The following is a 24464-nucleotide window of genomic DNA, read 5'->3' as shown; positions in this document are numbered from 1 at the left end:
GGAGTCATACCCCATGGCAGGTCCACACGTCTCCGGAATGCGTAACTCCATGAGATCACGCACTCACCACCGGTAGACATAGGCACCATGAGTACTCGGTTGAGCAGCCAGCACCCCCACCCCGGGCACGCCCGTGGCGCCTACGCGGCGGCGGCGCACGTCGACTGCGTGACGCCCGACGGGGCCGCATGGCTGGCGTCGGCGACGACCCATCCGCGTTCAACCCTCGCCCTGTGGGAGCTGCGGCCCGCCGCGCCCGTCGTGCTGCCGTGCGGGAAGGCTTTCGACGTGGTGAGCGTGCCGGCGGTCTTCGGGCGGCGGATGCTGGACCGGTTATGGGAGGAGGGTCCGGGGTCGGGGCCCGTGGCCACGTACCGCGGGCGCATGCTGATCTTCACCGCGCCGGGGACCGCGCAGCGGCTGCCGTCACTGCTGGCCTGGGAGGAGTGGGGCGAGGCCGTGCCCACTCCGCTGTGCCACGGGGCAGGCGACGCGGTGACGGTTCCGGCCCCGGCGGCCGTGCCCGGCGGGGCCTGCGGATCGCGCTGGGTGGTCGCGCCGGACACCCGCAGCCCTTGGCTGCCGGGGCCGGAGGTGCTGCTCTGGGCCGGGGTACAGGCCGCGCGTGCGGCGGTCCGCATATCGATTTTTCCTCCCCCGGACCAGGATGCTAAGGTCTACGACGTCAGCAGGCGCCGCTAGCTCAGTTGGTTAGAGCAGCTGACTCTTAATCAGCGGGTCCGGGGTTCGAGTCCCTGGCGGCGCACCGACACGGAAGGCCCCCACCTCACGGTGGGGGCCTTCGTCATGTCCGGGTCGCCGCACTCGTGCGGACGGCTGACCGGCTGCGGATGGCTTCGCCGCACGCCCCGCGACAGTTCACCCCATCCGCCGGGGCGCCCCCTCAGATCGCCAGCGAGAGCAGCACCGGCGCCGCCCCGCGGTTCAGCGTGTCCGCTGCTGCGCGCAGGCGGTGGGCGTGTTCGACCGGCATCGAGAGGGCCAGGCAGCCGACCGCCGCGCCTGCCGTGATGGGGACGGCCGCGCAGACCGTGCCGACCGCGTACTCCTGGAGGTCGAGGACCGGAACCGTGGGCGGCTGGGCGTCGAGGCGACTGAAGAGGAGGCGCTCGTTGGTGATGGTGCGCGAGGTGAGGCGGGCCGGCTTGTGCCGGGAGAGGTGGTCGCGGCGCCCGTTGATGTCGAGCTGGGTCAGGAGTGACTTGCCCACCGCGCTCGCGTGGGCGGCCGAGCGGAAGTCCACCCATTCGTTGACCGCGGGGGTCGTCGGTCCGGCCGCGTACTGCATGATGCGGACCTCGCCGTCGACATAGCGGCTGATGTAGACGGCCGCGCCGACGGAGTCGCGGAGCCGGTCGAGGGCGGTCTGCAGCTGGTCGGTGATGGCCTGCTCGCGGGCGCCGGTGGAGGAGCCGAGGCGGTTGAGCGCGTCGCCGCCCACATAGGCGCCGTCGGCGACCTGCTGGACGTATCCCTCGCGGCGCAGCATGAGCAGCAGCGTGGTCAACTGCTCCGTGGCCAGCCCGGTTTCGCGGGCGATCTGGACATCCGTCACGCCCGCGGCGTGCCTCGACACGGTTTCGAGCACACGCAGCGCGTGCTGCACCGAGTGGTTCGGCGCGGTCGACTCAGGCTTCAGCGCCACGGTATCCCCCTGCATGGACCGGTTCCGGACAGCTGGGCTCGGTTACCACGATAGCCGCCAAACGGCGCATGCGGAGGGCCTGTTGACGAGATTGTGGCGCGCTCCGCGCGGGCGGACAGGCCGCCTGCGCAGGAGCGCGCCACTCTGGCATATGCCAGCGGCACAGGATGACGCCGCTAGCTCGGGTGTTGTGCGCCGCGCGGCTTCACACGGCGCCGTTCACCCGGCGCATTCAGAGGACTGCGCTGAGGAATTCCCGGGTGCGCTCGTGATCGGGATCACCGAAGATCTTGTCCGGTGCGCCCGATTCGATGACCTTGCCCTTGTCGAACATGAGGACCTGATCCGAGATGTCCCGGGCGAAGTTCATCTCGTGGGTCACGCAGAGCATCGTGATGTCGGTGGAGTGCGCGACGTCCCGCAGGACGTCGAGGACACCGGCGACGAGCTCCGGGTCGAGCGCCGAGGTCACCTCGTCGAGCAGCAGGATCTGCGGGCGCATCGCGAGCGCGCGGGCGATCGCGACACGCTGCTGCTGACCGCCGGAGAGCTGCGACGGGTAGGCATTCGCCTTGTCGGCGAGGCCGACCATCTCCAGCAGTTCGCGCCCGCGCGACTCGGCCTCGTCCTTGGACAGGCCGAGCACCGTGACCGGCGCTTCCATGATGTTCTGCAGGACGCGCATGTTCGGGAAGAGGTTGAACTGCTGGAAGACCATCCCGATGTTCTTGCGCACCTCACGGATGTGCTTCTCGGAGGCGGGCACCAGCTTGTCGCCGCGCTTCTCGTGCGTGAGGTAGTCGCCGTTGACCGTGATGGTGCCCTCCTCGGGCTTCACCAGGGTCATCAGGAGACGCAGGATCGTGGTCTTGCCGGAGCCGGACGGACCGATCAGGGTCACGTGCTTGCCGGAGTCGACGGAGAAGTCCAGCTCGTCGAGGACAGTGTTGGAGCCGAAGCGCTTGGTGACCTTGTCGAAGCGGATCAGTTCGCTGCCGTCGACGGCGGGATTCTGGTCTGCGGATGTGGTTTCAGCGGACAAGGCGACGCTCCAAAGCTCGCATGAGGACAGAAGCCGGGTAGGCGATGACGATGAAGGCGATGCCGACGATGCTGATCGCCTCGAAGGTGAAGGTCTCGCTGCTGAAACCGCGCGCCTCGCCGAGCATTTCGAGCGCGCCGATGGCGGCCAGCTGCGGGGATTCCTTCAGCATGACGATCACATAGTTGCCGAGCGCGGGGATCACCCTGCGCACGGCCTGCGGCAGGATCACCGCGGTCCATGTGCGCCGCTTGGGCAGGCTGAGCGCGGTGGCCGCCTCCCACTGGCCCACGGGAACACCTTCGATGCCCGCGCGGTAGACCTCGCTCGTGTACGTGGAGTAGTGCAGGCCGAGGCCGACGATGCCCGTCATGAGCGGGGACATCGTGGGCCCGAAGGAGGGCACCACGTAGAACAGGAAGAACAGCTGGACGAGCAGCGGGGTGTTGCGGACGAACTCCGTGAACACGGCGACGGGCCAGCGGACCCAGGGCTGCGAGGACCGGAGCGCTATGGCCCAGACGAGGCCGAGCGTGAAGGCGATGATCACACCGCCGGCCAGGGCCTGCAGCGTGACGAGCACGCCGTCCCAGAACCGCGGCATGAACGCGTCGACGTTTGACCAGTCCCAGTTCACTTGGCACCCCCGGTACCTGCCGTGCCGGTCACGGCGTCGACGGCCCCGCGCTCACGCAGACCGGCGAAGAATCCGCTCTTCGGCGGCGCTTGGCCGACCTTCGCCTTGGCGCGCCGCTCCAGAAGGCGCATCCCTCGGGTGAGCAGGAAGGCGAGGATGAAGTACACGACGAGCAGCAGCGTGTAGACGGGCGCGCTGTCGCCCGACACCAGGCGCTGCAGGTTGCCCGCGAAGGTCATGTCCGCGATCAGGATCAGCGAGACCAGCGAGGTGCCCTTGAGCAGCTCGATCAGCAGGTTGTTGAACGGCGGGAGCATCTCGGGCCAGGCCTGCGGAATCTCGATCTTGCGCAGTCGCTGGGCGCGCGTGAAGTTCAGTGCGATGCCCGCCTCGCGCTGGGCGGCGGGTACGGCCTGGAGTGCGCCGCGCACGACCTCGGAGCCGTATGCCCCGTAGGTCATGCCGAGTGCCACGATGCCGGCCGCCATGCCGATGAACCTGACCTGGAACAGCATCGGCACCGTGAAGGCGATCCAGAACATGAAGACCAGCGAGGAGGTGGAGCGGAAGATCTCGAAGTAGATGCCCGAGAGGATCCGCACCGTCCGGCTCGGTGCCGTGCGGCCCAGGCCGATGATGAAGGCGATCGCCAGGGCGACGATCGCGCTGAAGAAGGTGACCTGGATGGTGATCCAGATCCCCGGAAGGAACCAGCTCTCGAAGAAGGCCCAGGTCATCAGGATGCCCCTCCGTTCCCGTAAGCACCGGGACAGAGGTCGTCGACGGTGAGGTCGGTCATCTCGTCCTTGGTGAAGCCGAACGGCTGCACCACCCGCAGGAGTTCACCGCTCTTCTTCATCTTCTGCAGCTCTTCGTTGAAGGCATCGCGCAGGTTCCGCTCGGAGAGCCGGAAGGCGAAGCCGCCGGCGCCGTAGGCCGGTTCGCCGTCGACGATCGGCTGGAAGGCCTCGGTCGCCTCGACACCGCTCGCGCCCTTGACCACTTCCACGACGGTGATGTTGGTGCCGGCGAAGGCGTCCACCCGGCCCTGGCGTACGGCGTCGAGGCCGGCCACCTGGTCGGGCAGGACCATGACCTCCTTGACCCCGTTGGCCTTGGCGTAGTCGATCTCCGCGTACGCGGTGCCGCTGGCCAGCTTCAGGCCCTTCTCCGCGATGTCCTTGTACGTCTTGATGCCGTGCGGATTGCCGGCCTTGACGATGAAGGAGTCGAGCATGATGTAGTCGGGATCGGAGAACAGGACCTGCTCGCAGCGCGGCGGGTTGATGTACATACCGGCCGAGACGACATCGAACTGCTGTGCCTGTGTCAGGCCCGGGATCAGCGCGCCGAACTCCGTGGGCACGGCCGTCACGTTGGGCACGCCGAGCCGCGGGAAGATGACCTTGGCGATTTCCGGCGCCTCGCCGGTGACTTCACCCTTCTTGTCGATGTAGCCATAGGGGACCTCGCCGGCGACACCGATCCGTACCGTCCCGGCATCCCTGAGCCGTTCGAGCAGATCACCACCCTCGATTTTGCCGGGCTCGGGCACGCGGGCACACGCGCTGACACCCAGTGTCCCGAGTGCCGCGGCGCCCGCGAGCAGGGACCGGCGGCGCAGCGACCGCCCAGCCCATGGTGTGCGGAGACCTTGTGCTTTCCCTGAGTCGTTCCCATGTGGTGGAGCCATGGCCGCGCGGCTACCCGAACTCAGTCCGGTTATGCGGGTCATTTTCGGCCCGACACGGAATGCTTGTTCCCACTTGTGCGCGAGGCGGTGTTGACCCAGGCGGGACGATAAGGAGATGACGGCACAAACGGAACGATCCACGGAAGGCCAGATGGACACCGAACCCCACGGCACACGTCCGACCGAACGCCACATCGAGGTCGCGCTCGACAAGCGCGATGTCCGCTGCACCGCCCGGCTCCTGACGGACCGTGCCCCGCTGACCTGCGCGGCGGTGTGGAAGGCGCTGCCGCTCGGCTCGCCCGTCTACCACGCCAAGTACGCCCGTAACGAGATCTACGCCCTTTTCCCGGCCTTCGCCGAAAAGGAGCCGCCGCTGGAGAACCCGACGGTCACCCCGATCCCGGGCGATCTGTGCTACTTCACCTTTTCCGACACGGAATTGGGCACGAAATCCTACGGCTACGACACCGAGCAGCGGGGCACTGTCGTCGACCTCGCCCTGTTCTACGAGCGCAACAATCTGCTCCTCAACGGTGATGTGGGCTGGGTGCCCGGCATCGTCTGGGGCCAGATCGTGGAAGGCCTCGACCGGATGGCCGAGGCCTGCCAGGACCTGTGGCGGTCGGGGGCGGTGGGCGAGACCCTGAGTTTCCGCAGGCTCTGAGCCCGCGGCGGAATCCCGTCGGCTCCGAGTCCGCGCCGGATCCGCCGCCGGGCCGGAGGAGGAGCCGGGCAGGCGGCCCTACGGCAGCCGGGGCGGCGGAATATCCGCCACCCCGGCCGCGTACAGCGCCTGCGCCGCCCGCAGCACCAGCGCGTCCTGGTGCCGCGCGGCGACCAGCTGTACGCCGATCGGCAGGCCGTCGCCGTCCACCCCGCAGGGGACCGTGGCGGCGGGCTGCTGGGTGAGGTTGAAGGGGTACGTGAACGGGGTCCAGCCGGTCCACCGGCCGCGCCCGCCCGGCGTCTCCCGGCCCGCGGCAAAAGCGGTGAGCGGCAGGGTCGGGGTGACGAGCAGGTCGTACGTGGCGTGGAAGCGGCCCATCCGGCGCCCGAGCCCCATCCGTACGTCCGTCGCGGCGAGGTAGTCGAGGGCGCTGTAGCGGGCGCCGCGGGAGGTGATCTCGCGCAGGCCCGGGTCGAGCAGTTCGCGCTGCTCCTTGCCGAAGTGTTCGGTGACGCGGGCCGCGCCCGCGAACCACAGGGTGTGGAAGGCCTCGACGGGGTCGCTGAAGTCGGGGTCCGCCTCCTCCACGTACGCCCCGAGCCCGGCGAGCCGCTCGACGGCCGCGCGGACGGCGGCGGCCACCCGCGGGTCGACGGCGACCTGCCCGCCGAAGGACGGCGAGTAGGCGATCCGCAGCCCGCGCACCCCGGCGTCGAGGCCTTCGCGGAAGGAGCCCTCGGGCGGTGCGAGCGCGGACCAGTCGCGGTGGTCCGCGCCGCCGATCACATCCATGACCAGGGCGGCGTCGGCGACGTCCCGGGTCATCGGGCCGACGTGCGCGAGCGTGCCGAAGGCGCTGGCCGGATACAGCGGGACCCGCCCGTAGGTCGGTTTGAGGCCGAAGATGCCGCAGAAGGCGCCGGGGATGCGCACGCTCCCGCCGCCGTCGGTCCCGAGGGCGACAGGGCCGGCGCCGAGCGCCACCGCGGCCGCCGCGCCGCCGCTGGAGCCGCCCGCGGTGCGCGCGGGATCGTACGGGTTGCGGGTGATGCCGGAGAGCGGGCTGTCGGTGACGCCCTTCCAGCCGAACTCGGGGGTGGTGGTCTTGCCGAGGAAGACCGCGCCGTGCTCGCGCAGCCGCGCCACGGACGGCGCGTCCTCGTCGAAGGGCCCCTCTGTACGGCTCAGCTTCGAGCCGCGCAGGGTCGGGGCGCCCTTCTGCAGCAGGATGTCCTTCACCGTGACCGGCACGCCGTCGAGCAGTCCCTCCGGCTCGCCGCGCCGCCAGCGCGCCGCCGATTCCTCGGCCTGCCGCAGGGCGGAGGCGGCGTCGACGCGCACGAACGCGTTGACCGCCGGTTCGGTCTCCTCGATCCGGGTGAGCGCCGCGCGGGTGGCGTCGACGGGGCTCAGCTCGCCTTTGCCGTAGGCCGTCAGGAGTTGTACGGCGGTGAGGCTGCCGGGTTCGGTCATGCGCCCTCCCAGTCCTTGACGTGGTGCGAGGTGGTGCGGTCGTTCGACGCGGTGACGGTCGACGTCCGGGGACGTATCCGCGGTCGGTGTCCGGATACCTGCCCGCGGTCAGTGTCCGGGGACATACCCACGTTTCTTGTCGATCACGTTCCTGAGCGGCTTCCCGGACTCCCAGCGCTCGTACAGCTCGACGAACTGCACGGCGAGTTCATCGCGCCAGCCGATGATGTCGCCGCTCATGTGCGGGGAGACGAGCAGGCCGGGAACCTCCCACAGCGGGCTGTTTGCAGGCAGCGGCTCCCGGTCGAAGACGTCGAGCGCGGCGCCCGCGATCCAGCGGCGCCCGAGCGCCTCCACCAGGTCGTCCTCGACGACGAGCGCGCCTCGGCCCACGTTGACGAAGTGCGCCGAGGGCTGCATCAGGCCGAAGCGGCGGGCGTCGAACATGCCGCGCGTCGACTCGGTGAGCGGCGCCGCGCACACGACCCAGTCGGCCTGCGCGAGCAGCCGGTCCAGGTCGTCGGGGCCGTGGATGCCGGTGCGCGGGGTGCGGCCGACGACGGCGGCGTGCACGCCGAGCGCCTTCAGACTCGATGCGATCGCCCGCCCGATCGGCCCCGAACCCACCACACAGGCCCGGGTTCCCGCGACCCGCCGGGTCTCGCGGTGCCGCCACTCGCGGCGCGACTGGAGGTCGAGCGTGCGCGGCAGGTCCTTTGCGAAGGCGAGCACCAGACCCGCCACGTACTCGGCGATCGGTGCGTCGAAGATGCCGCGCGCATTGGTGACGACGGTGTCGGAGTCCATCAGTTCGGGGCTCATCAGATGGTCGGCGCCCGCGCTCGCGGTGTGCACCCAGACCGGCCGCGGGCCTTCGCCTGGCCAGGCGTCGCGCAGCGCGTGCGAGGAGAAGTCCCAGACCAGGAGCACATCGGCGGTGGGCAGCCGCTCGGCGAGGTGCGCCTCGTCGGTGTGGACGACGTGGGCGCGACCGGTCAGTCCGCCCAGGCGCGGCGGCGGGTCGGCGTCGAGGACGAGGAGCGTGGGGCGCTTCGCGCGTGCGGGCCCCGGCGTGGGCGTCAGACCGTTCGGCAAGGGCGGGGTCCGCCTCCCTGGAGGTGGTTTCTGCGGCCGTCTGAAGTGCACGGATTGACCACGCTGGCACCCGAATCTACCGTCGTCAACACGGGCTCTGTTTCCGCCCGCACGGACCACCGATCGGACTACAGACAGGTCCCTGTTCACCTGCGTGAACGGGCCTCAGATGGGGCATCACAACCGCACAACGTCATTTGTCCCGACGTCCCGGCCATCCGCCGGCTCCGCGCACCCTCCGTCCCGGCGTCCCGGCAAGCGCTGCCGGATCTCCGCACCCTCCGGCCCCCGGCCGGCCCTTACCCTCACCTGCGTTTTTCAAGGGGCCAGTCATGGACGTCTCCGTATTCAGCGGACCCCATCCGCAACGCGGACTCGGTGTCGTCGCACCCTTCGACTTCGCTCTCGACCGGGAGCTGTGGCGATGGGTCCCCGACGAGATCTCGCTCTACCTCACCCGCACCCCGTTCGTACCGGTCGAGGTGAGTCTCGACCTGGCCCGCCTGGTCAGCGAGCATCAGACGCTGCGCGAGGCGGTACGGGCGCTCACCTCCGCCGAACCCGAGGTCATCGCCTACGCCTGCACCTCGGGCAGCTTCGTGGACGGCGCCGCCGGCGAGCGCACCATGTCCACGGCCATGGAGACGGCGGGCGAGGTGCCCGCGCTCACCACGTCGGGGGCGCTGGTCGAGGCGCTGCACTGGCTGGGTGCCCGGCGGATCGCGCTGGTCACCCCGTACACGTACTCCGTCACGCAGTCCCTCGAGGACTTCCTCGGCGAGGCGGGCATCACCGTCCAGGGCTGCTCGTATCTGGGGCTGACGCGGCACATCTGGAAGGTGCCGTACCGCGATGTCGTCGAGGTGGCGCGCCAGGCGGTCGACCGGCTGCCCGCCGAGGTCGACGCGCTCTTCATCAGCTGCACCAACCTGCCGACGTACGACGCGATCCCGCAGCTCGAGGCGGAGCTGCGGATCCCGGTGCTTTCGGCGAACCAGGTGACGATGTGGTCGGCGCTGCGCCGGATGGGTACGGATGCGGTGGGCCCGTATCAGTCGCTGCTCGACACGGCGGCGCGGCGCATGCTGGTGGTGCACGAGGATCCGCCGGTCGGTGCCCTCCCGGAGGTGGCGTCCTTCCAGGACCCACCACCGGCGGTGGCCCTGACGGAGCCTGCAGGGCTGCCGGTGACGGAGGCGCCGGGGTTCCCGGCGGAGCCGTCCGGGTTCCCGGCGGAGCCTGCGGGGCTTCCGGTGACGGAGGCACCGGCGTACCCGGCCGAGCCGGCGGGGCTTCCGGTATCGGAGGCACCCGGCGGCGTACTGCCGGAGCCACCCGCGTCGCCGGAGGACCCCGCACGACCCGAATGACCGTCCCCGACCCTCCCCGGGAGGCCACCCAGATGACCGCACTCGGATTCCTCTACCCGGGCCACAGCGCCGAGGACGACTACCCGCGGATCGAGCAGCTGCTCGACACGGACGTCCGCCTGACCGTGATCCACACGGACATCGGTGAGGACGCCCATCGCGTGGACGCGCTGCTGAAGATGGGTGCGCCGGACCGCCTCGCGGCCGGTATCGAGCAGCTGCGGCTCTCGGGCGCCGAGGCGGTGGTGTGGGCGTGCACCAGCGGTTCCTTCGTCTTCGGCTGGGAGGGCGCGCACGAACAGGTCCGCACCCTCGCGAAGGCCGCCGGACTCCCGGCGTCGAGCACGTCCTTCGCCTTCGCCCACGCCGTACGGGAAGTCGGCGCGACCCGGGTGGCGGTGGCCGCGACGTACCCGGAGGACGTGGCGGCCCACTTCGTCACGTTCCTGAACGCGGCCGGCATCGACGTCGTCGCGATGCGCGGCAGCGGCATCATCACGGCCGCGGAGGTGGGCACGTGGGGCCGCGAGGAGGTCCTGGAGCTCGCCCGCACCGGCGACCACCCCGACGCGCAGGCGGTGCTGCTCCCGGACACGGCCCTGCACACCGCCTCCCACCTGCGCGCCTTGGAGGCGGAGCTGGGCAAGCCGGTCCTCACGGCCAACCAGGTCACGGTCTGGGAGGCCCTCCGCCTCGCCGGCCGCCGCGTCAACGCCCCCGCCCTGGGAGCCCTCTTCACAAAAGAACCGGTCGTCCAGTCCCACGGCTGACGGCCCCGGGGACACGTCAGGGGCCCTGCCCAGGGGCGCGGGGGACTGCGCACACCGCCTCCGGGGCGCCGGAACGACCACGCCGCACCCGGCGCCCGGGGCGCACCTCCGGCTCACATCCCGTACGCGTCCGCGATGAGCCCATACGACCGCAGCCGTGCCTCACCGCCATGCGCATTGGCGGTCAGCATCAGCTCGTCCGCGCCCGTGCGCTTCTGCAGCGCGTCGAGCCCGTCCCGTACGGCATCGGGCGTGCCGTGGACGACGTTGCGCACCCAGCCGTCCACGAACTCCCGCTCCACGGCGCTGAACTCGTACGCCTCGGCCTGCTCGGGCGTCGGGATGAGCCCGGGGCGCCCGCTGCGCAGCCGCAGCATGGACAGCGCCCCGGTCATCACCTGCCGCCGCGCCTCACGCTCGTCCTCGCCCGCCAGCGCGGCGACGCCGATCAGCGCGTACGGCTCGTCGAGCACGGCGCTCGGGCGGAAGCTCTCGCGGTAGAGGTCGAGCGCGGGAACGGTGTTGCGCGCGGAGAAGTGGTGCGCGAAGGCGAACGGCAGCCCGAGCGTGCCGGCGAGCCGCGCGCTGAACCCGGAGGACCCGAGCAGCCACACGGGCGGCCGCCCCTTCACGCCCTGCACGGGACCGGGGACGGCGTGGATACGGGCGTACGGATGCCCGTCGGGAAAGTCGTCGTCGAGGAACCGGACCAGCTCGGCGAGCTGCTGCGGGAATGCGTCCGCACCCTCATGGAGGTTCTCAGTGCGTCGCAGGGCCGCCGCCGTGGCACCGTCCGTCCCGGGCGCCCGCCCGAGCCCGAGGTCGATCCGCCCGGGAGCCATCGCCTCCAGCGTCCCGAACTGCTCGGCGATCACGAGCGGCGCGTGGTTCGGCAGCATCACCCCGCCCGAACCGAGCCGGATGCGCTCGGTGTGCGCGGCGAGATGGGCGAGGATCACCGCGGGCGAACTGGAGGCGACTCCGGGCATGGAGTGATGCTCGGCCACCCAGTACCGATGGAACCCCCGCGCTTCGGCGAGACGCGCTATCTCCACGCTGGTCCGCAGCGCCTGCGTGGAGCTGCTCCCCTCGCCCACGGTCGCAAGGTCGAGCACGGAGAGGGGGACGGGCGCCGCGCCCTGCACTGTTCCGCGGATGGGATCGCTCACCGGGTTGCCTCCTGTACCTGACCTGCGGGGATGCACAGGAGGTGCGAACCCGTGCGGGCGCTCGGCTATTCCCCGGCGGGGAGGAGACCAGGGGCACCGATGTCAACGGGGAGGCCATCCGCTCAGCGGCTGGGCCTGGCCTCGGCCGCCTCGCGCAGGAGCTGCGAGATCCGGTCCGGTGGGACCGCGCGGGAGTAGTGCCAGCCCTGGCCCGTGTCGCAGCCGATGGCGCGGAGGCGGTCGGCCTGGAGGGCGGTTTCGACGCATTCGGCGGTGACCGTGAGGCCCAGGCGGTGGGCCAGGTGGACCATGGCCTCGACGATGGTGGCGTCCGCGGGGTTGGTGTGGGTGGGGTCGTCGTCCGGGTACTGGAAGCCGCGGACGAAGGAGCCGTCGAGTTTGAGGACCGAGACGGGGAGGCGGCTGAGGTAGGCGAGGTTGGAGTAGCCGGTGCCGAAGTCGTCGATGGCGATGCGGACGCCCATGTCGGAGAGGGCCTTGAGGGCTCGCAAGGGGCGGCCCGATGAACCCATGACCGCGGATTCGGTGAGTTCGAGCTGGAGGAGGGACGGGTCGAGGCCGGTTTCGGCGAGGATGGATGCCACGTCCGCCACCAGATCCGAGTCCCAGACCTGGCGGACCGCCACGTTGACGGAGACGAAGAGCGGTGGGGCGGTGGGGTGGTCGAGCTGCCAGCGGCGGGCCTGGGCGCAGGCCGTACGCAGGACCCAGCGGCCGAGCTGGACGATCGAGCCGTCTTCCTCGGCCAATGTGATGAACCGATTCGGCGTGAGGGTGCCGAACTGCGGGTGGTGCCAGCGGACGAGGGCTTCGACACCCCGGACGGCGCCGTCGTCCAGGCCGACCAGCGGCTGGTATTCGAGAGCGAATTCGCCGCGGTCGACGGCGGGGCGCAGTGTGGAGGAGAGCGCCTGGCGGGTCATTCGGTGGGCGTTGCGCTCAGGGTCGAAGAGGGTCCAGCGGGCCTTGCCGTCGGCCTTCGCCCAGTAGAGCGTGGTGTCGGCGGCCTGCATGAGGTGGGTGGCGGTGGTGCCGGCCGCGCGGCGTTCCACGACGCCGATCGAGGCGGAGACCGAGAGGCGGTGACCGGCGAGGTCGAAGGGTTCCTGGAGGGTCTTCAGGACCGATTCGGCGAGGTCGGCGAGCTGCTCCGTGCCGGTGGAGTCCTCGACGAGGAGGGCGAACTCGTCACCGCCGAGCCGTGCCACGAGCGGTGCCGGATGGCCGTGCTGCCAGCGGTCGTACGCGACCTGGTCGGCGCAGCGGGTCAGGCGGGCCGCGGCCTCGGCGAGCAGGCGGTCGCCGATGCGGTGGCCGAGGGTGTCGTTGACGGCCTTGAAGCCGTCGAGGTCCAGGTAGCACAGGCCGATCCGGCCGGTGCCGCCGCCGTCCTCGTCCGCGGCGGACTCCAGGGCGGTGGTGAGGCGTTCGAAGAACAGGGTGCGGTTGGGCAGACGGGTGACCGCGTCGTACATCTGCAGGTGGCGCAGCTGGGCCTGGAGTTCGCGGCGGGCGCTGATGTCGGCGAGCGCGAGCAGGACGGTCGCCGTGCCGGGCATCGGCGAGACGGTGATCTGGGCCCAGAGCGAGTGGCCGTCGGGGTGCTTGAGGCGGCGGGTGCAGCGGAGTCGGGCCTGGCGGCCGCGCAGGACCTCGCGGTAGGCGTGCCAGGTACGGGCGTCGGAGGCCAGGTCGACGAGGTCGGCGGCGACCAGGCCGGTGAGCTCGGCGGCGGTGGTGCCGATGAGGTCTGCGAGCGCGTCGTTGCCGGAGACCACGAAGCCCTCGCGGTCGACGACGGCCATGGCGAAGTGCGCGGCGTGGAAGGCGGCGCGGTAGTCGCGGAGCTCCTTGGCTCTGCGGCCGAGGCGGTCCATGGGGGCGGGGGCGCTGGAGGCGGCGGGTTCGGGGCCGGGGGCCCGGTGGCCGTAGGCGCCCTCGCCGCCACGCTCGGCACCACTCTCGGCACCGCTCTCGCCGCCACGCTCGGCACCGAGGTCGCCGGATCCAGGGTCGACGGATCCGGCTCCGCCATGATCCACGGCGCCCGCGACGTCCTCGCCCGCGGCTCCCGCGCCGTCCTCGCTCACGACGTCCTCGCCCGCGGCTCCCGTGCCGCCGCCGTCGGCTGCCTCTCGTAGCACCATCCCGTGACGCTCCGTAAGCATCGACCCGGTCTCAGCGGCGGTCGGTCCCGCCGTCGGTGCCGGCCCTTCGGACGTTCCGCTCACCGCACACCCCCGCAGGGCAGTTGTCGTGTTCAGGTCTGACGGTCGGGGTGTCCGGCCGGAAAGTGTGCCGATCATAGAGGCTGTTTCACGGGCCGTTCCAGTCACCCGGCGGCCCCGGAGCCCTCCCGGGGGCAGGTTCCGGACTCCCTTGTCCGGCACGGCCGTTGCCGCCCGATCGTTTCTGCGCAGGTCGCGCCCGGATCCTTTCGCCCACCCGCACCCCACGGACCGCTCCTGAACGGCTGTGACTTTCCGTGAACCCCGGGCATGTCACGCCCTCACCCGACCGGGCCACCCGAACAGGACGAAGCCGAACAAACCACCACAGGCTGAGGGAGGTGTTCCGCGATCCGCACAGGGAGGTCTACGTGCCGCGTCAGCTCCCCCGAGGGGGCCTGCCTCTTGAGGGGGACCGGGCACGCAGTGCCGCCGCCGCGCTCACGTCGCTCGCGGCGCTCGCGGCCATGTCGCTCGTCGCGGGACCGGCGGTGGCCGAGCCCGTCGTGGCGCCCTGCGCCCTGCAGCGCACCTCCGCGCACCACTCGGAGGGCCTCGACACCTGGAACACCGCGTATCCGCGCCCGGTCCGGCGGCTCGACGCGGTCCTCGTCTTCCTCTCCTTCCCGGACGCGCGCCCGCTGACCACACCCGAAGAGCTGACCGCCGACCACTTCCCCGCCACCAGCCGCTTCTTCGAGCGGGCCTCCTACGGCCAATTCCGGCTGCGGCCGCATCCGCGCACCGAGTGGATCGAGATGCCGCGGGCCTCCACCGCGTACGGCATACAGCGGGACTGGGAGGCCGGGAAGCGCTCCATGTATCTGCGGGACGCGCTGTCCGCGGCCGATCCGGTGGTGGACTTCAGCGCCTACGACGTCGTCTACTTCGTCGCCGATCCGGACGCACCCGGCGTGGACTCGGATGCCACGAAGGTCGTCAACTTCGAGCATCCACCGCGCGCCGACGGCACGGACGTACGGCGGATCGTCACCGTCTTCGAGCAGCATCCGCCGGACCGCAACGTCCTCGCGCACGAGACCGGCCATGTCTTCGACCTGCCCGACCTCTACCACCGGCCGAGCGACGGCAACGGCGACTGGGATACGTATGTCGGGGACTGGGATGTCATGGGCAGCCAGTTCGGGCTCTCGCCCGAGCCGTTCGGCTGGCACAAGTGGAAGCTGGGCTGGCTGCAGCCGCACCAGGTGACCTGCGTGCGGGGCCCGGACTCGGGGCTGCTCACCCTCGCCCCGCTGGCCGCGCCGACCGACAGCGGATCAGCGGGCGGCACCCGGCTCGCGGTGGTGCGCACCGGCCGGGACAGCGCCCTCGCCATCGAGGCACGCGGCTCGGTCGGCAACGACGAACGCACCTGCACGGAAGGCGTGCTCGTGTACCGGGTGCGCAGCGGCACCGAGTCCGGCGGCGGTCCCGTCGAGGTCCTGGACGCGCACCCGGAGACCGAGGCGTGCTGGGACTCCTCGGTCTACCCGCCGCTCGCGGACGCCCCGGTGCGCGTCGGCGAAACCTTCAAGGTCCCGGGCGAACGCACCCGCGTGCAGGTGGTGGGGCGCACGCCGTCGGGCTCATGGACGGTGAAGATCACGCCCTGACGGCTGCCCGGCCTGCGCAGCTGCCCCGCCTTGCGCCGGACAGACCCCTCCCGCCCGGGGGCCGAGCCCTTGTCCAAGGCTATCGGCGCCCACTGACAACGCCCCATCAGCCCTGACAGCACCCTGTCCGGCCTGACAACGCCCTGTCCGGCCTGACAACGCCCTGTCCGGCCTGACAACGCCCTGTCCGGCCCGACAACGCCCTGTCCGGCCTGAGCCGGGAGACCAGGGCCTGCAGGGCGTTGGCGGCATCGGCGGGCGGATGCTCGCCCCACAGGCCGTCCACGAGGCCGTCGGCTCCGACCGGGCGGCCGCCCTTCAGGGCAAGCCGGGCGAGCAGCATGCGCAGCCGTACGCCGCCGATCTCCACGGGGCCTTCCTCGCCCCCGGCCCGTACGGGCCCCCAGCAGGTCGACTTTCAGTGGCGCTGCTCCCCCGGATGGTTCTGGTGGTCTTCGTGGTCCGGCGTTCTCCTGTCCGGTGTTCTGGTGGTCTCGTGCGGCCGGTGAACGCGGGCCAAGGATCACGCAGTTGACCGGGGAGGTAAACCCTTGTCCGGAAGCGATCTCGGCAAGCCTCTTTGTGATCAGTACGGTTGATTCGTTGATCAGCTTGTCCTGTACCGATCAGCCCGGTGGCCGATGCCGACCAGGAGAGGGCCGTACCCGATGACCGACCGCGTCCACCCCCGAGGCCCTTCGCGACGGCGGCCGCGACCGGCCGACAGCGGCGAAGGCGGCACATACGGCCACGGCGGCGACGGCGGATCCGGATCCGGTGGCGCCACTGGCGACGGCGGCACCACCGGTACGGTCCTGGCGAAGGGCACCTCCGGGGACACCCTCCAGTTCGAGGCGAAGGGCCGTACGGACGTCACGTTCCGCACGGTCACGATCGCGCCCGGCGGCACGACGGGCTGGCACTACCACCCCGGCCAGGTCCTGGCCGTCGTCAAACAGGGCACCCTGACCCGCACCCTCGCCGACCGCTCCGTCGAGGTCTCCCCGCCCGGCAGCACCGTCCTGGAGCCCGGCGGCGCGCACGACGTCCACGTGGGCCGCAACCTGGGCACGACGCCGGTGATCCTGTACGTGACGTACCTCCTCCCGGAGGGAAGCCCACTGGCCCTGTCGGCACCCGCACCGGTGGACTGAGCGGGCCCGCACCCCTCCCGACGAGAGCCGTCGCACCGCGAACCGGCTCGGACACGACGAAGGCCCTCCACCTTGATGGAGGGCCTTCGTGTCGGTGCGCCGCCAGGGACTCGAACCCCGGACCCGCTGATTAAGAGTCAGCTGCTCTAACCAACTGAGCTAGCGGCGCTTGACCTCGTAAATAGTACCTGGTTCCGGAGGGTGCTCCCGACCACTACCCCTCCGGAGGCGCCGGCGCGGTGTCGAGCCCGCGGTCGCTCAGCGGCCGAGGAGATCCTCCCGGCCGTGCTCCCGGTAGCGGGCGAGGAGTGCAGTGCGGTCGCGGTCCGTCAGCGGGGCGTACGAGGGTGAGGCGCCGGATCGCCACCAGACCGGGTCCGGGCACCGGAAACCCGACCGGCGCAGCGCCACGCGGTGGACCTTGTTCGTGGCCGTCACCGGCATGCGCTCCACGAGGCGCAGATACGTGGGAACCATCTTGGGGCCCAGGTCCGCCTGGCCGTCGAGGAAGCGGCCGAAGGCCGCCGGGTCGAAGGCGCCGGCCTCCGGGCGCAGGGCGAGCGCGGCCATCACCTGGTCGCCGGCCACCGGGTCGGGCACCGCGTACACCGCGACCGCAGAGGCCGCGGACCAGCGCGCCAGGATGTTCTCGATCATCGCCGCGGCGAGGTTCTCGCTGTCGACGCGCAGCCGGTCGTCCGTGCGGCCCGCGAAGTAGAGGAAGCCCTCCGTGTCCCGGTAGAAGAGGTCGCCGGTCCAGTACCAGCCGTCGCGCAGGCGGGCCGCGTCGGCCTCGGGGTTGCGCCAGTAGCCCTCGAAGGGGCTGCGGCCGCGGTTGACGAGCTCGCCGATCGCCTCGTCGCCGTTGAGCAGCCGCCCGCCGGGGCCGAAGCGCGCGGGCGGACACTCGGCGCGGGTGGCCGGGTCGACGACGGCGAGGTCGTCGCCCGGGGAACCGCGGCCGATCGCACCGGGCGGGGTGTCGGCGGTGCGCTGGATCGAGGCGCCGCCCTCGGAGGACCCGTAGCCCTCGACGAGCCTGACGCCGAAGCGTTCCGCGAACCGCTGCGCGTCCACCGCCCCCGCCTCCGTGCCGAAGCCGATGCGCAGCGGGTTGTCGCGGTCGTCGGGGGCGGGTTCGGTGGCGAGGAGATACTGGATCGCGCGGCCCACGTACGTGAAGTACGTGGCGTTGTACCTGCGCACGTCGGAGAGGAAGGCCGAGGCGGAGAAGCGGCGGCGCAGGGCCACGCCCGCGCCCGCGGCGAGGGCCGGGGCCCAGTCGGCGATCACCGCGTTGCCGTGGAACATCGGCATGCAGACGTAATGCACGTCCTCCGCCCGCACGCCGTGGAAGCGCACCAGGGAGCGACCGGCCGCGGCGAGGCGTCCCTGCGTGCAGATCGCGGCCTTCGGGGCACCGGTCGAGCCGGAGGTGAAGTAGAGGAGCAGGCGGCTGTCCGGGGTGACCGGGGCAAGGGTGTACTCGCCCGGTTTCGCGCCCTCGTACGCCTCGAGGAGCTCGGCGTACGCGTCGGTATCGCTGACGAGGACGCGGACGCCGGGGAGGTCGAGGCCGTCGAGCAGCGGGAGATGGGCGCGCTCGGTGACCAGGAGGCGGGCCTCGGTGTGCAGGATGTCGCGGGCGAGCTCGGCCCCGCGCCGGGTCGGATTGATCCCGGCGACGGCCGCCCCCGCGAGGGCGGCGGCGCTCAGCCAGTACGGGAACTCGGGGGTGTTGTCGAGGAGGAGGGCCGCGTGGGGTTCGACTCCGCGAGGGAGGAGATCGGTGAGCAGCGCGGCCCTGGTGGCGGCGGCCGCGGTCACCTGGTGATGGGTGTACGCCTCGTCCTCGAACCACAGACCGGGACGCCGGTCGGCCCAGTGGGCGTGTACCAGGTCGGCGGCCGTTTCGGGTGGAGTGGCCATACCGCGGACCATAACTGACGAGACGTCAGAAGTGGAGGAGGGGGCCGGGGGGGATCGGCCGGACCGGCCCGACCCGGAGTGCCGTGGCGCACCCGGTCAGGGCACCGCACCTCCGAAACCGTCGGGCGCTCCCCCGAACGCGCTCATGAAGAAGACACAGAAGGCCACGACGACCCCGAGGACGATCAGCACGCCGAGAACCTGACCGGAAAGCAGACCGCTCCGGGGCGGGCAGGCCGTGGCGTGCTCCGGGTGTTCGGCGGTGTAGTGGACGGTCACGATGTCGCCTTCGACGGTCATGGCGGGTCCGTCCGCCTCCTCGAAGCGGACCGGGCGCCCGTCGCGGGCGACGAACTCGTAGACGTGGTGCTGGGTCGTGGTCCGGTTGTTGCCGCCGCGGGTGGTCGCGTAGGTGCGCAGGCAGCGCGCCCGGGCCGTGAGGCCGCTCGCCCACGCGGCCCGCATCCGCCGGGCCCGGCGCAGGATGCCGACTGCGGCTGCGGCGGCGATGGCCATCATCAGCAGCGGCACGGCATAGAAGAAGAAATCCACCTGCAACCCCCGATCCGCGCACACCGGACGCTCGCGGTGTGCACGGACCGCATGCCCGCGGACCGGATGCAGGCAACCGGATCTGAGGAAGATCTGAGCGTCAGAACCGCACATCCGAGCAGGCGTAGAAGGCGTTTCCGGTGTCGGCGATCGTCCAGACCGAGAGGATGACGTGGTGGCCGGACTTGCCCGACGGGAGCTGCCCGGAGTGGGAGAGGCTCGCCGGGGGGCGGCCGCTGTACGGGACCGTGAGGAACGGCGTGGTCTCCAGGGCGGACCGGGTCAGCGGGGCGTTCTCGTTCCAGCCGTTCCTGGTGATGTAGTAACGGAAGTCGGTCGTGGAGTGCCGCGCCGTGAACTGCCAGCGGAAGGTGTACGTCGCTCCGCTCGTCACCGAAGTCGTGGGCCAGGCGCCGCCGTTCGGCGTGGTGGGTGAGTCGAGGCTGGCGAAGCGGGCGTTGCCGCCGGAGCAGATGGTCCCGTCCGACGGGCCGAGGGCCGGGAAGCCCTTGGGGCCTTCGACGCTCTGCGGCTCCCATCGGATGCTGCCGCAGTTCGTGACCGTGCCGAGCTGGCACAGCTTCTGCCGGCTGATGGGCAGATCGGTGTAGCCGTGGCCGCTCGCGCCGCCGGAGGAGAGCGCGAGGGCTCCCACGGTCGCCAGGCCGACGAAGGCCGCGTATGTCTTCTTTCTTCGCATGCTGCTGCTCCAGGTGCTCTTCAGAGGTGGGGGTGAGACTGAGCTTCGAGCGCTGCGCAGTACTGAGGGGGATTCCCCGGAGAGCGTCGCCGGCCTCCGAAGGGGCGGGAGGAGGCGAGGGAGGTACGGGTCATGGAGGTACGGGTACCGGACACCCCGGGATTCCAGGTCTAGACCAAGTACCAGATTATGACTGGGAGTTGAACATGTCCATACCAATGGTCGACAGGATCCGGTCGGCTCTCCCCCGCGATCCCTCCACCAGCTCCCCGTTGGGCCGGTCGTTCGTCCGCACCCAGTCCGCCGCCCCCTGCCGCGTACACCCACCGGCCAACTGCCGCTCGACAAGCCGCTGTTGGCGCACCTCCTCCGGCGCCTCCACGTACCACAGCTCCCCCATCAGCCCGCGCGCCTCGCGCCAGCCGGGCAGATCGCAGGCGAGGTAGTTCCCCTCGGTGACGATCAGCCGCGCCGAGGGGGCCACGCGGTGCCGCGCCGCGACCGGCTCGTCCAGGGTCCGGTCGAAGTCGGGCACGTACAGGTCACGGCCGGTCTCGCTCAGGACCCGCCGCAGCAGTGCGAGATAGCCGTGGACGTCGAAGCTCGGCTCCGATCCCTTGCGCGCGGCGAGCCCGAGCCGCGCCAGCTGCGCGTTGGACAGATGGAAGCCGTCGAGCGGCAGATACGCGGCCCGCTCGCCGAGCCGTTCGACGAGCGCCCGCGCGAGCGTGGACTTCCCGGCGCCGGGCGGCCCCGCGAGCCCGAGCAGCACGCGCGGGCCCGCGGCGGTCAGTCTCCAGGCCTCGGCGGCCAGCGCGTCGAGACGCCGGTGCGTCAAGTCGAGACGCCGGTGCGTCGAGTCGGCCGGACGGTTCACCATGAGTCCTCCCTCCGCAGCACGTCCACCCCCTCGCCGTCCAGGTCGTCGAGCGCCATGCGCCGTCCCGTGATCGCGAGCAGCAGGGAGAGGACGGGTCCGGTCGCCTCCGGCCCTTCGCCCATCGACACCTCGGCGTCGGTCGCCGTGAGGCGGAGAGGCGCCACGCGTTCCTTGGCGCCGCCGAAGGACGCCGGGGTGCGGGCCTGCAGGCGAAGCGCCCTGATCACGGCATCCCGTGGGTAGGCCCGGGTGAGCCCCAGGGGGCGGCGGATGTCCTCACCGTGGACGATCTCCTCGACGATCCGGCTGTCGAGGGGCGCCGGCGGTGCCGACGTCCGCGAGGCCACCTGCCGCAGCCTCGCCAGCGTCTCCGCCGGCGAGGCACCGCGCTCGCGCGCCACGCCCCGGGCGTTCTGGCGGTGGAAGTCGAAGCGTGCCCGGGCGAGGCCGGTCACGAAGCCGAGACGTGTCGTACGAGCCGAGTGGACGAGGTGGGCGACGACATCATGGACCGTCCATCCCTCGCACAGCGACGGCTGCTCCCACTGCGGGTCGTCGAGACCCTCCAGGTCGTGGATCAGTGCCGCGCGCTCCGCGTGCACGATCGGCCAGACATCCCTGTCACGCTCCGGATTCCCCATGGCGTCGTCTCTCCTCGGTGATCGGCCTGCTGCCCCCGCAAGGACACAGACTCACGATCACCGCAAAACTCATCGCGCGGTCCCCACGCCTTTGTCCGGGCCGGCCGACCGGTCTCCGTGGCCCGTACAGAACGCCACCGTCAGATCCTTCACCAAGGCCTTGCGCTCGCCCTCGTCGAAGTCGACGAGCCCGCGCAGGCTCAGCCGGGTCAGGGTGTCCTCCACCGAATCGGCCATCCTGGCCAGGGCGGACTCGCGGTGCAGCGCGTCGAGGGCGGCGGCGCGGCGGCGCTGCATCGCCTCGGCGACCTCGGGCGCGTACTCGATCCGGGTGGGCTGGGCCGAGAAGACCTCGATGCCCGCGGGTGCGGCCTGCGCGGCGAGTACGCGGGTGAGCGCGTCGCCGACGGTCTCCGCGTCGCGGAGACTCGGGCCCTCGTCGAGGAGGGCGTCGGCGGGCAGCTGCGAGAAGACCCGGGCGATCGCCGCCTCCACGCACTCGCGCAGATACGTCTCATGGCTGTCGACGCCGATGGCCGCCCGCGCGGTGTCCTGTACGCGCCATGCCACGAGCACGACCACCCGCAGCGCGGCGCCCTGCGCGTCCACGGCAGACAGGGGTTCGCTGCGCCAGTGCCGCAGGCGTACGTCGATACGGCGCCGTTTGAGGAACGGGTTGATCCACACCAGGCCCGTACGGCGCACACTCCCCCGGTAGCGGCCGAAGAGCGAGAGCACCCACGCCCGGCCGGTCCGCCCGCGCCCGAGTCCGGCGAAGGAGCACAGCGCGAGCGCGCCCGAGCCGGTGAGCAGCGCCCACTGGGCGGGGCCCGGCTGCGCGCCCTCGATCACCGGCAGGTGGGCGAGCCGCAGCGCCAGATCCGGCACGAGGCCGGACCACCACAGCCCCGCCCCGCAGCCCGCGACCCCCGCCGCCCCGGCGCCGACGGCCACACCACCGGAGCAGGCGGCGGCCGGGCGCTCGGCCAGGGCCTCGTCCAGGGGCAGTACGGGACGGGCGGACCCCGCGGGTCCGGGTCCCGCCTCGGGCGCGACCCCTGCCCGGGGGTCGGCTCCCGTCCGGAGCGCGGTTCCTGCCCGGAGTGCGGATCCCGCCCGGAGTGCGGGTCCGGCCTTCGGCCCGGGCCCCGTCCTGGGCACGGCTCCCGGCTTCCGTACGGGCGGCCGCACCCCGGTGCCCGCCTCGTCCCGGAACAGCAGATGAACCGGGATCTCGGTCGTCGCCTCGTTCTGGATCAGCCGAACCCGCTCGGCACCCGGAGCACCGCTGCCCGTCCCAGCCGACGCCATCGCACCCTCCATCGCCCCTACCGGACCCGTCGCCCCGACCGGACCCATCACTCCGACCGGACCCATCGCCCCGACCGGACCCCTTGCACCGACCGGACCCATCACCCCACCGCCCGGCTCCACCGCCGTCCCCGACCCGATGGCCCGATCCGCCGCCACCGAGCCACCCGAGCCCGTCATCCCGAGCGAGCCCGTCACCCCGAGCGCCCCCATCACCCCGTCCACCACCCCATCCACCCCGCTCACCGGAACAACCGTCGCCACGTCTCCGGCCCCGGGTACCCGTCGGCCGCCCCGCCCCGCCAGCCCTGGGCCCGCTGGAAGGCCTGAACCGCGCGCCGGTCCGCCGCGCCCCAGCGCGGGCCCGGGCCCACCGCGTAGAACCGTCCGTACCCCTTCTTCACGAGCTGCCGCCCGAGCGCGGTCACATAAGCGTTCGACTGTCCGGGCCGGAACAGCCCCCGCCCGGGGTACGCCATCGCCCCGCCTCCCCCGCCGAAGGCCCCGCCCGGCGGGATGTCCTTGCCCTTGCCGCTGACCAGGAGCTCCCAGGTCAGCGGGCCCGGCAGCCCGTCGGCATCCTTGCCGCGCCAGCCCTGCGCGAGCTGGAAGGCCTGGGTGGCTCTGCGGTCCGCCTCGCCCCAGACCGGCCCGGGGCCCACCCGGTAGAAGCGGCGGCCGCCGCGCTCGATGAGCATCCTTCCGAGCCGGGTCACGTACGGGCTGCGCACCCCGGTCCCGAACGCCGCCCGGCCCGGGTAGCGGGTGACGGGGGCGCCGGAGGAGGTCGCCGTCAGGGCCTTGTAGCGGTAGGCCGTATAGCGCTTGGAATGGCTCCAGTACGCGTACGGGGTGGCCTGTTTCCTGGTGTGCGGCCGGGCCTGTTCATAGGCGTAGTAATAGGCGCGGGTGTAATCCGTCCAGCCGCCGAAAATCGTCACGTGCGAACCCCTTTCCGGATCGTCGGGATTGTGGAAGAGGAGAATGTCGCCGGGCTGCAGCTCGTCGCGCGTGATCCGCACGCCGAATCGGTCGAGGCTGCCGGTCCACTGGTTGGAGCCGAGACCCCAGGCCATCGAGACGAAGCCCGAGCAGTCCTGGCGGTAGCCGTCGCGCCAGTACGTGCGCAGGCTGTACGGCACCTGCGCGGCCACCCAGGTCTTGGCCCGCTTGATGATCTCCGTCCGGGTGGTGGGCTTGAGAGCTGCGGCGGCCGGTGCGGGGGTACCGGCGGCGCCGTGCAGCGGGGCCGCGGTGCCCTGCGGGCTGCCGTCGGGATCGTCGGCGGCCGGGCGGGCGAGCGACTGGGCGGCGGCCGCGGTCAGCGGCGGGCCGCCGGCGAGGAGGGTGCCGGTGGCGGTCAGGGTGACGAGGGCGCGGCGCGCGCAGCCTGCCGCGTGGAAGCGGCGCGGTGCACTGGAGTCCGCGCCCGCCGCGGCGGTGAGCCACGGGTCGGCGCACCCCTCGCATCCGCATTCATCCGTGGGTTCGAATTCCCGGAAGGCGGGCCCTTCGTTTTCCCCGAAGGCCGGGAGGCCGGCGGCGGAGGATTTCATGCGACCTGCCTCACACTCGGGAATCGACCGGAAAAGCGCCGTACGCGAATCTGCATGACCGTCAGTTTCCCAACTGCTCCCGGAAACCGCATGCTGACGGTCCGAATGCCGTACGCGGAGGCCTCTGCGCCCGACCCCCGCGCCCGGGCGTGGTCAGGAGCACCCCTGGAGATCGGGTAGAGTTCTTCAGGTCAGCAGGCGCCGCTAGCTCAGTTGGTTAGAGCAGCTGACTCTTAATCAGCGGGTCCGGGGTTCGAGTCCCTGGCGGCGCACGCGAAGGGAAGCCCTCCA

General features: G+C 71.6%; 23 protein-coding genes and 3 tRNA genes. 8 read left to right on the top strand and 18 right to left on the bottom strand.

The window, feature by feature from the left end:
• Positions 1-87 precede the first annotated feature (87 nt).
• Entirely contained in the window at positions 88-702 is a 615-nt protein-coding gene (locus tag ACLF6P_RS21215) for a bifunctional DNA primase/polymerase (protein ID WP_415952202.1), read from the top strand.
• Positions 693-766 (top strand) — tRNA-Lys (locus tag ACLF6P_RS21210). Before ACLF6P_RS21215 ends, ACLF6P_RS21210 begins: the two co-directional genes overlap by 10 nt.
• A 138-nt stretch (positions 767-904) precedes the next feature.
• Here the strand turns inward: ACLF6P_RS21210 and ACLF6P_RS21205 are convergent.
• The 5 genes from ACLF6P_RS21205 to ehuB all read right to left on the bottom strand — a co-directional run bounded on the left by ACLF6P_RS21205 (position 905) and on the right by ehuB (position 5038).
• Complete coding sequence (locus tag ACLF6P_RS21205; RefSeq protein WP_415952201.1) at positions 905-1666, bottom strand: IclR family transcriptional regulator domain-containing protein; 762 nt, start codon at positions 1664-1666, stop codon at positions 905-907.
• A 232-nt stretch (positions 1667-1898) separates the two neighbouring features.
• Positions 1899-2708: an ectoine/hydroxyectoine ABC transporter ATP-binding protein EhuA gene (gene ehuA / locus ACLF6P_RS21200; protein ID WP_415952200.1), complete on the bottom strand. Its 810-nt coding sequence runs from the start codon at positions 2706-2708 to the stop codon at positions 1899-1901.
• The gene (gene ehuD, locus ACLF6P_RS21195; RefSeq protein ID WP_415952198.1) at positions 2698-3345 is read right to left on the bottom strand and encodes an ectoine/hydroxyectoine ABC transporter permease subunit EhuD; all 648 of its coding nucleotides are present in this window, start codon (positions 3343-3345) and stop codon (positions 2698-2700) included. Before ehuD ends, ehuA begins: the two co-directional genes overlap by 11 nt.
• A complete protein-coding gene (gene ehuC, locus ACLF6P_RS21190; protein ID WP_415952196.1) occupies positions 3342-4082 on the bottom strand; it encodes an ectoine/hydroxyectoine ABC transporter permease subunit EhuC in 741 nt (246 codons plus the stop codon). Before ehuC ends, ehuD begins: the two co-directional genes overlap by 4 nt.
• Complete coding sequence (gene ehuB, locus ACLF6P_RS21185) at positions 4082-5038, bottom strand: ectoine/hydroxyectoine ABC transporter substrate-binding protein EhuB (RefSeq protein WP_415952194.1); 957 nt, start codon at positions 5036-5038, stop codon at positions 4082-4084. Before ehuB ends, ehuC begins: the two co-directional genes overlap by 1 nt.
• Before the next feature lie 151 nt (positions 5039-5189).
• On the opposite strand from ehuB, the gene ACLF6P_RS21180 reads away from it, so the two are divergent.
• Positions 5190-5705 carry a DUF3830 family protein gene (locus ACLF6P_RS21180; protein ID WP_415952192.1) on the top strand — a complete coding sequence of 172 codons (516 nt, stop codon included), beginning with the start codon at positions 5190-5192 and terminating at the stop codon, positions 5703-5705.
• A gap of 78 nt (positions 5706-5783) precedes the next feature.
• On the opposite strand, the gene ACLF6P_RS21175 is transcribed toward ACLF6P_RS21180, so the two are convergent.
• Both ACLF6P_RS21175 and ACLF6P_RS21170 read right to left on the bottom strand, forming a co-directional pair.
• Positions 5784-7181, bottom strand: coding sequence for an amidase (locus ACLF6P_RS21175; RefSeq protein ID WP_415952190.1), 1398 nt, complete (start codon positions 7179-7181; stop codon positions 5784-5786).
• A 108-nt stretch (positions 7182-7289) separates the two neighbouring features.
• Positions 7290-8264 carry a D-2-hydroxyacid dehydrogenase gene (locus ACLF6P_RS21170; protein ID WP_415952256.1) on the bottom strand — a complete coding sequence of 325 codons (975 nt, stop codon included), beginning with the start codon at positions 8262-8264 and terminating at the stop codon, positions 7290-7292.
• A 344-nt stretch (positions 8265-8608) separates the two neighbouring features.
• Here ACLF6P_RS21170 and ACLF6P_RS21165 point away from each other — a divergent pair, with 344 nt between their 5' ends.
• Positions 8609-9646, top strand: a complete 1038-nt coding sequence (locus tag ACLF6P_RS21165) for a maleate cis-trans isomerase family protein (RefSeq protein WP_415952189.1) — start codon at positions 8609-8611, stop codon at positions 9644-9646.
• A 32-nt stretch (positions 9647-9678) separates the two neighbouring features.
• A complete protein-coding gene (locus ACLF6P_RS21160; protein WP_415952187.1) occupies positions 9679-10416 on the top strand; it encodes a maleate cis-trans isomerase family protein in 738 nt (245 codons plus the stop codon).
• A gap of 113 nt (positions 10417-10529) precedes the next feature.
• Here ACLF6P_RS21160 and ACLF6P_RS21155 read toward each other — a convergent pair whose 3' ends face one another.
• Together ACLF6P_RS21155 and ACLF6P_RS21150 are read right to left on the bottom strand one after the other, a co-directional pair.
• A complete protein-coding gene (locus ACLF6P_RS21155; RefSeq protein WP_415952186.1) occupies positions 10530-11585 on the bottom strand; it encodes an LLM class flavin-dependent oxidoreductase in 1056 nt (351 codons plus the stop codon).
• A gap of 122 nt (positions 11586-11707) precedes the next feature.
• Complete coding sequence (locus ACLF6P_RS21150) at positions 11708-13483, bottom strand: putative bifunctional diguanylate cyclase/phosphodiesterase (protein ID WP_415952255.1); 1776 nt, start codon at positions 13481-13483, stop codon at positions 11708-11710.
• 722 nt (positions 13484-14205) lie between these two features.
• Here ACLF6P_RS21150 and ACLF6P_RS21145 point away from each other — a divergent pair.
• On the top strand, positions 14206-15450 hold the full coding sequence (locus ACLF6P_RS21145; protein WP_415952185.1) for a M6 family metalloprotease domain-containing protein: 1245 nt from the start codon (positions 14206-14208) through the stop codon (positions 15448-15450).
• A 106-nt stretch (positions 15451-15556) separates the two neighbouring features.
• Here the strand turns inward: ACLF6P_RS21145 and ACLF6P_RS21140 are convergent, their stop codons facing one another.
• Complete coding sequence (locus tag ACLF6P_RS21140) at positions 15557-15820, bottom strand: hypothetical protein (RefSeq protein ID WP_415952184.1); 264 nt, start codon at positions 15818-15820, stop codon at positions 15557-15559.
• 298 nt (positions 15821-16118) lie between these two features.
• Here ACLF6P_RS21140 and ACLF6P_RS21135 point away from each other — a divergent pair, with 298 nt between their 5' ends.
• Positions 16119-16604 carry a cupin domain-containing protein gene (locus ACLF6P_RS21135; protein ID WP_415952182.1) on the top strand — a complete coding sequence of 162 codons (486 nt, stop codon included), beginning with the start codon at positions 16119-16121 and terminating at the stop codon, positions 16602-16604.
• Positions 16605-16699: 95 nt separating this feature from the next.
• Here the strand turns inward: ACLF6P_RS21135 and ACLF6P_RS21130 are convergent.
• The 8 genes from ACLF6P_RS21130 to ACLF6P_RS21095 all read right to left on the bottom strand — a co-directional run bounded on the left by ACLF6P_RS21130 (position 16700) and on the right by ACLF6P_RS21095 (position 24173).
• Positions 16700-16773 (bottom strand) — tRNA-Lys (locus ACLF6P_RS21130).
• A gap of 89 nt (positions 16774-16862) precedes the next feature.
• Positions 16863-18533 (bottom strand): AMP-binding protein, encoded by a 1671-nt coding sequence (locus tag ACLF6P_RS21125; RefSeq protein WP_415952181.1) that lies wholly within the window; start codon positions 18531-18533, stop codon positions 16863-16865.
• A 96-nt stretch (positions 18534-18629) separates the two neighbouring features.
• Positions 18630-19085: a DUF3592 domain-containing protein gene (locus ACLF6P_RS21120; RefSeq protein WP_415952254.1), complete on the bottom strand. Its 456-nt coding sequence runs from the start codon at positions 19083-19085 to the stop codon at positions 18630-18632.
• A gap of 100 nt (positions 19086-19185) precedes the next feature.
• Complete coding sequence (locus ACLF6P_RS21115) at positions 19186-19785, bottom strand: lytic polysaccharide monooxygenase auxiliary activity family 9 protein (RefSeq protein ID WP_415952180.1); 600 nt, start codon at positions 19783-19785, stop codon at positions 19186-19188.
• Between the two features lie 187 nt (positions 19786-19972).
• Positions 19973-20665 carry a nucleoside/nucleotide kinase family protein gene (locus ACLF6P_RS21110; protein ID WP_415952179.1) on the bottom strand — a complete coding sequence of 231 codons (693 nt, stop codon included), beginning with the start codon at positions 20663-20665 and terminating at the stop codon, positions 19973-19975.
• Positions 20659-21306, bottom strand: coding sequence for a maleylpyruvate isomerase family mycothiol-dependent enzyme (locus ACLF6P_RS21105; RefSeq protein WP_415952178.1), 648 nt, complete (start codon positions 21304-21306; stop codon positions 20659-20661). Before ACLF6P_RS21105 ends, ACLF6P_RS21110 begins: the two co-directional genes overlap by 7 nt.
• Before the next feature lie 69 nt (positions 21307-21375).
• Entirely contained in the window at positions 21376-22617 is a 1242-nt protein-coding gene (locus ACLF6P_RS21100) for an SPFH domain-containing protein (RefSeq protein ID WP_415952177.1), read from the bottom strand.
• Positions 22618-22859: 242 nt separating this feature from the next.
• Positions 22860-24173, bottom strand: a complete 1314-nt coding sequence (locus ACLF6P_RS21095) for a peptidoglycan-binding protein (protein WP_415952176.1) — start codon at positions 24171-24173, stop codon at positions 22860-22862.
• Between the two features lie 198 nt (positions 24174-24371).
• Between ACLF6P_RS21095 and ACLF6P_RS21090 the strand changes: the two genes are divergently transcribed.
• Positions 24372-24445: transfer RNA gene (locus ACLF6P_RS21090), tRNA-Lys, on the top strand.
• Positions 24446-24464 lie beyond the last annotated feature (19 nt).

Origin of the sequence: Streptomyces lothianensis (assembly GCF_047779955.1) — a bacterium.
Lineage (GTDB): Bacteria > Actinomycetota > Actinomycetes > Streptomycetales > Streptomycetaceae > Streptomyces.
This window is presented reverse-complemented; position numbering and strand designations above follow the sequence as displayed.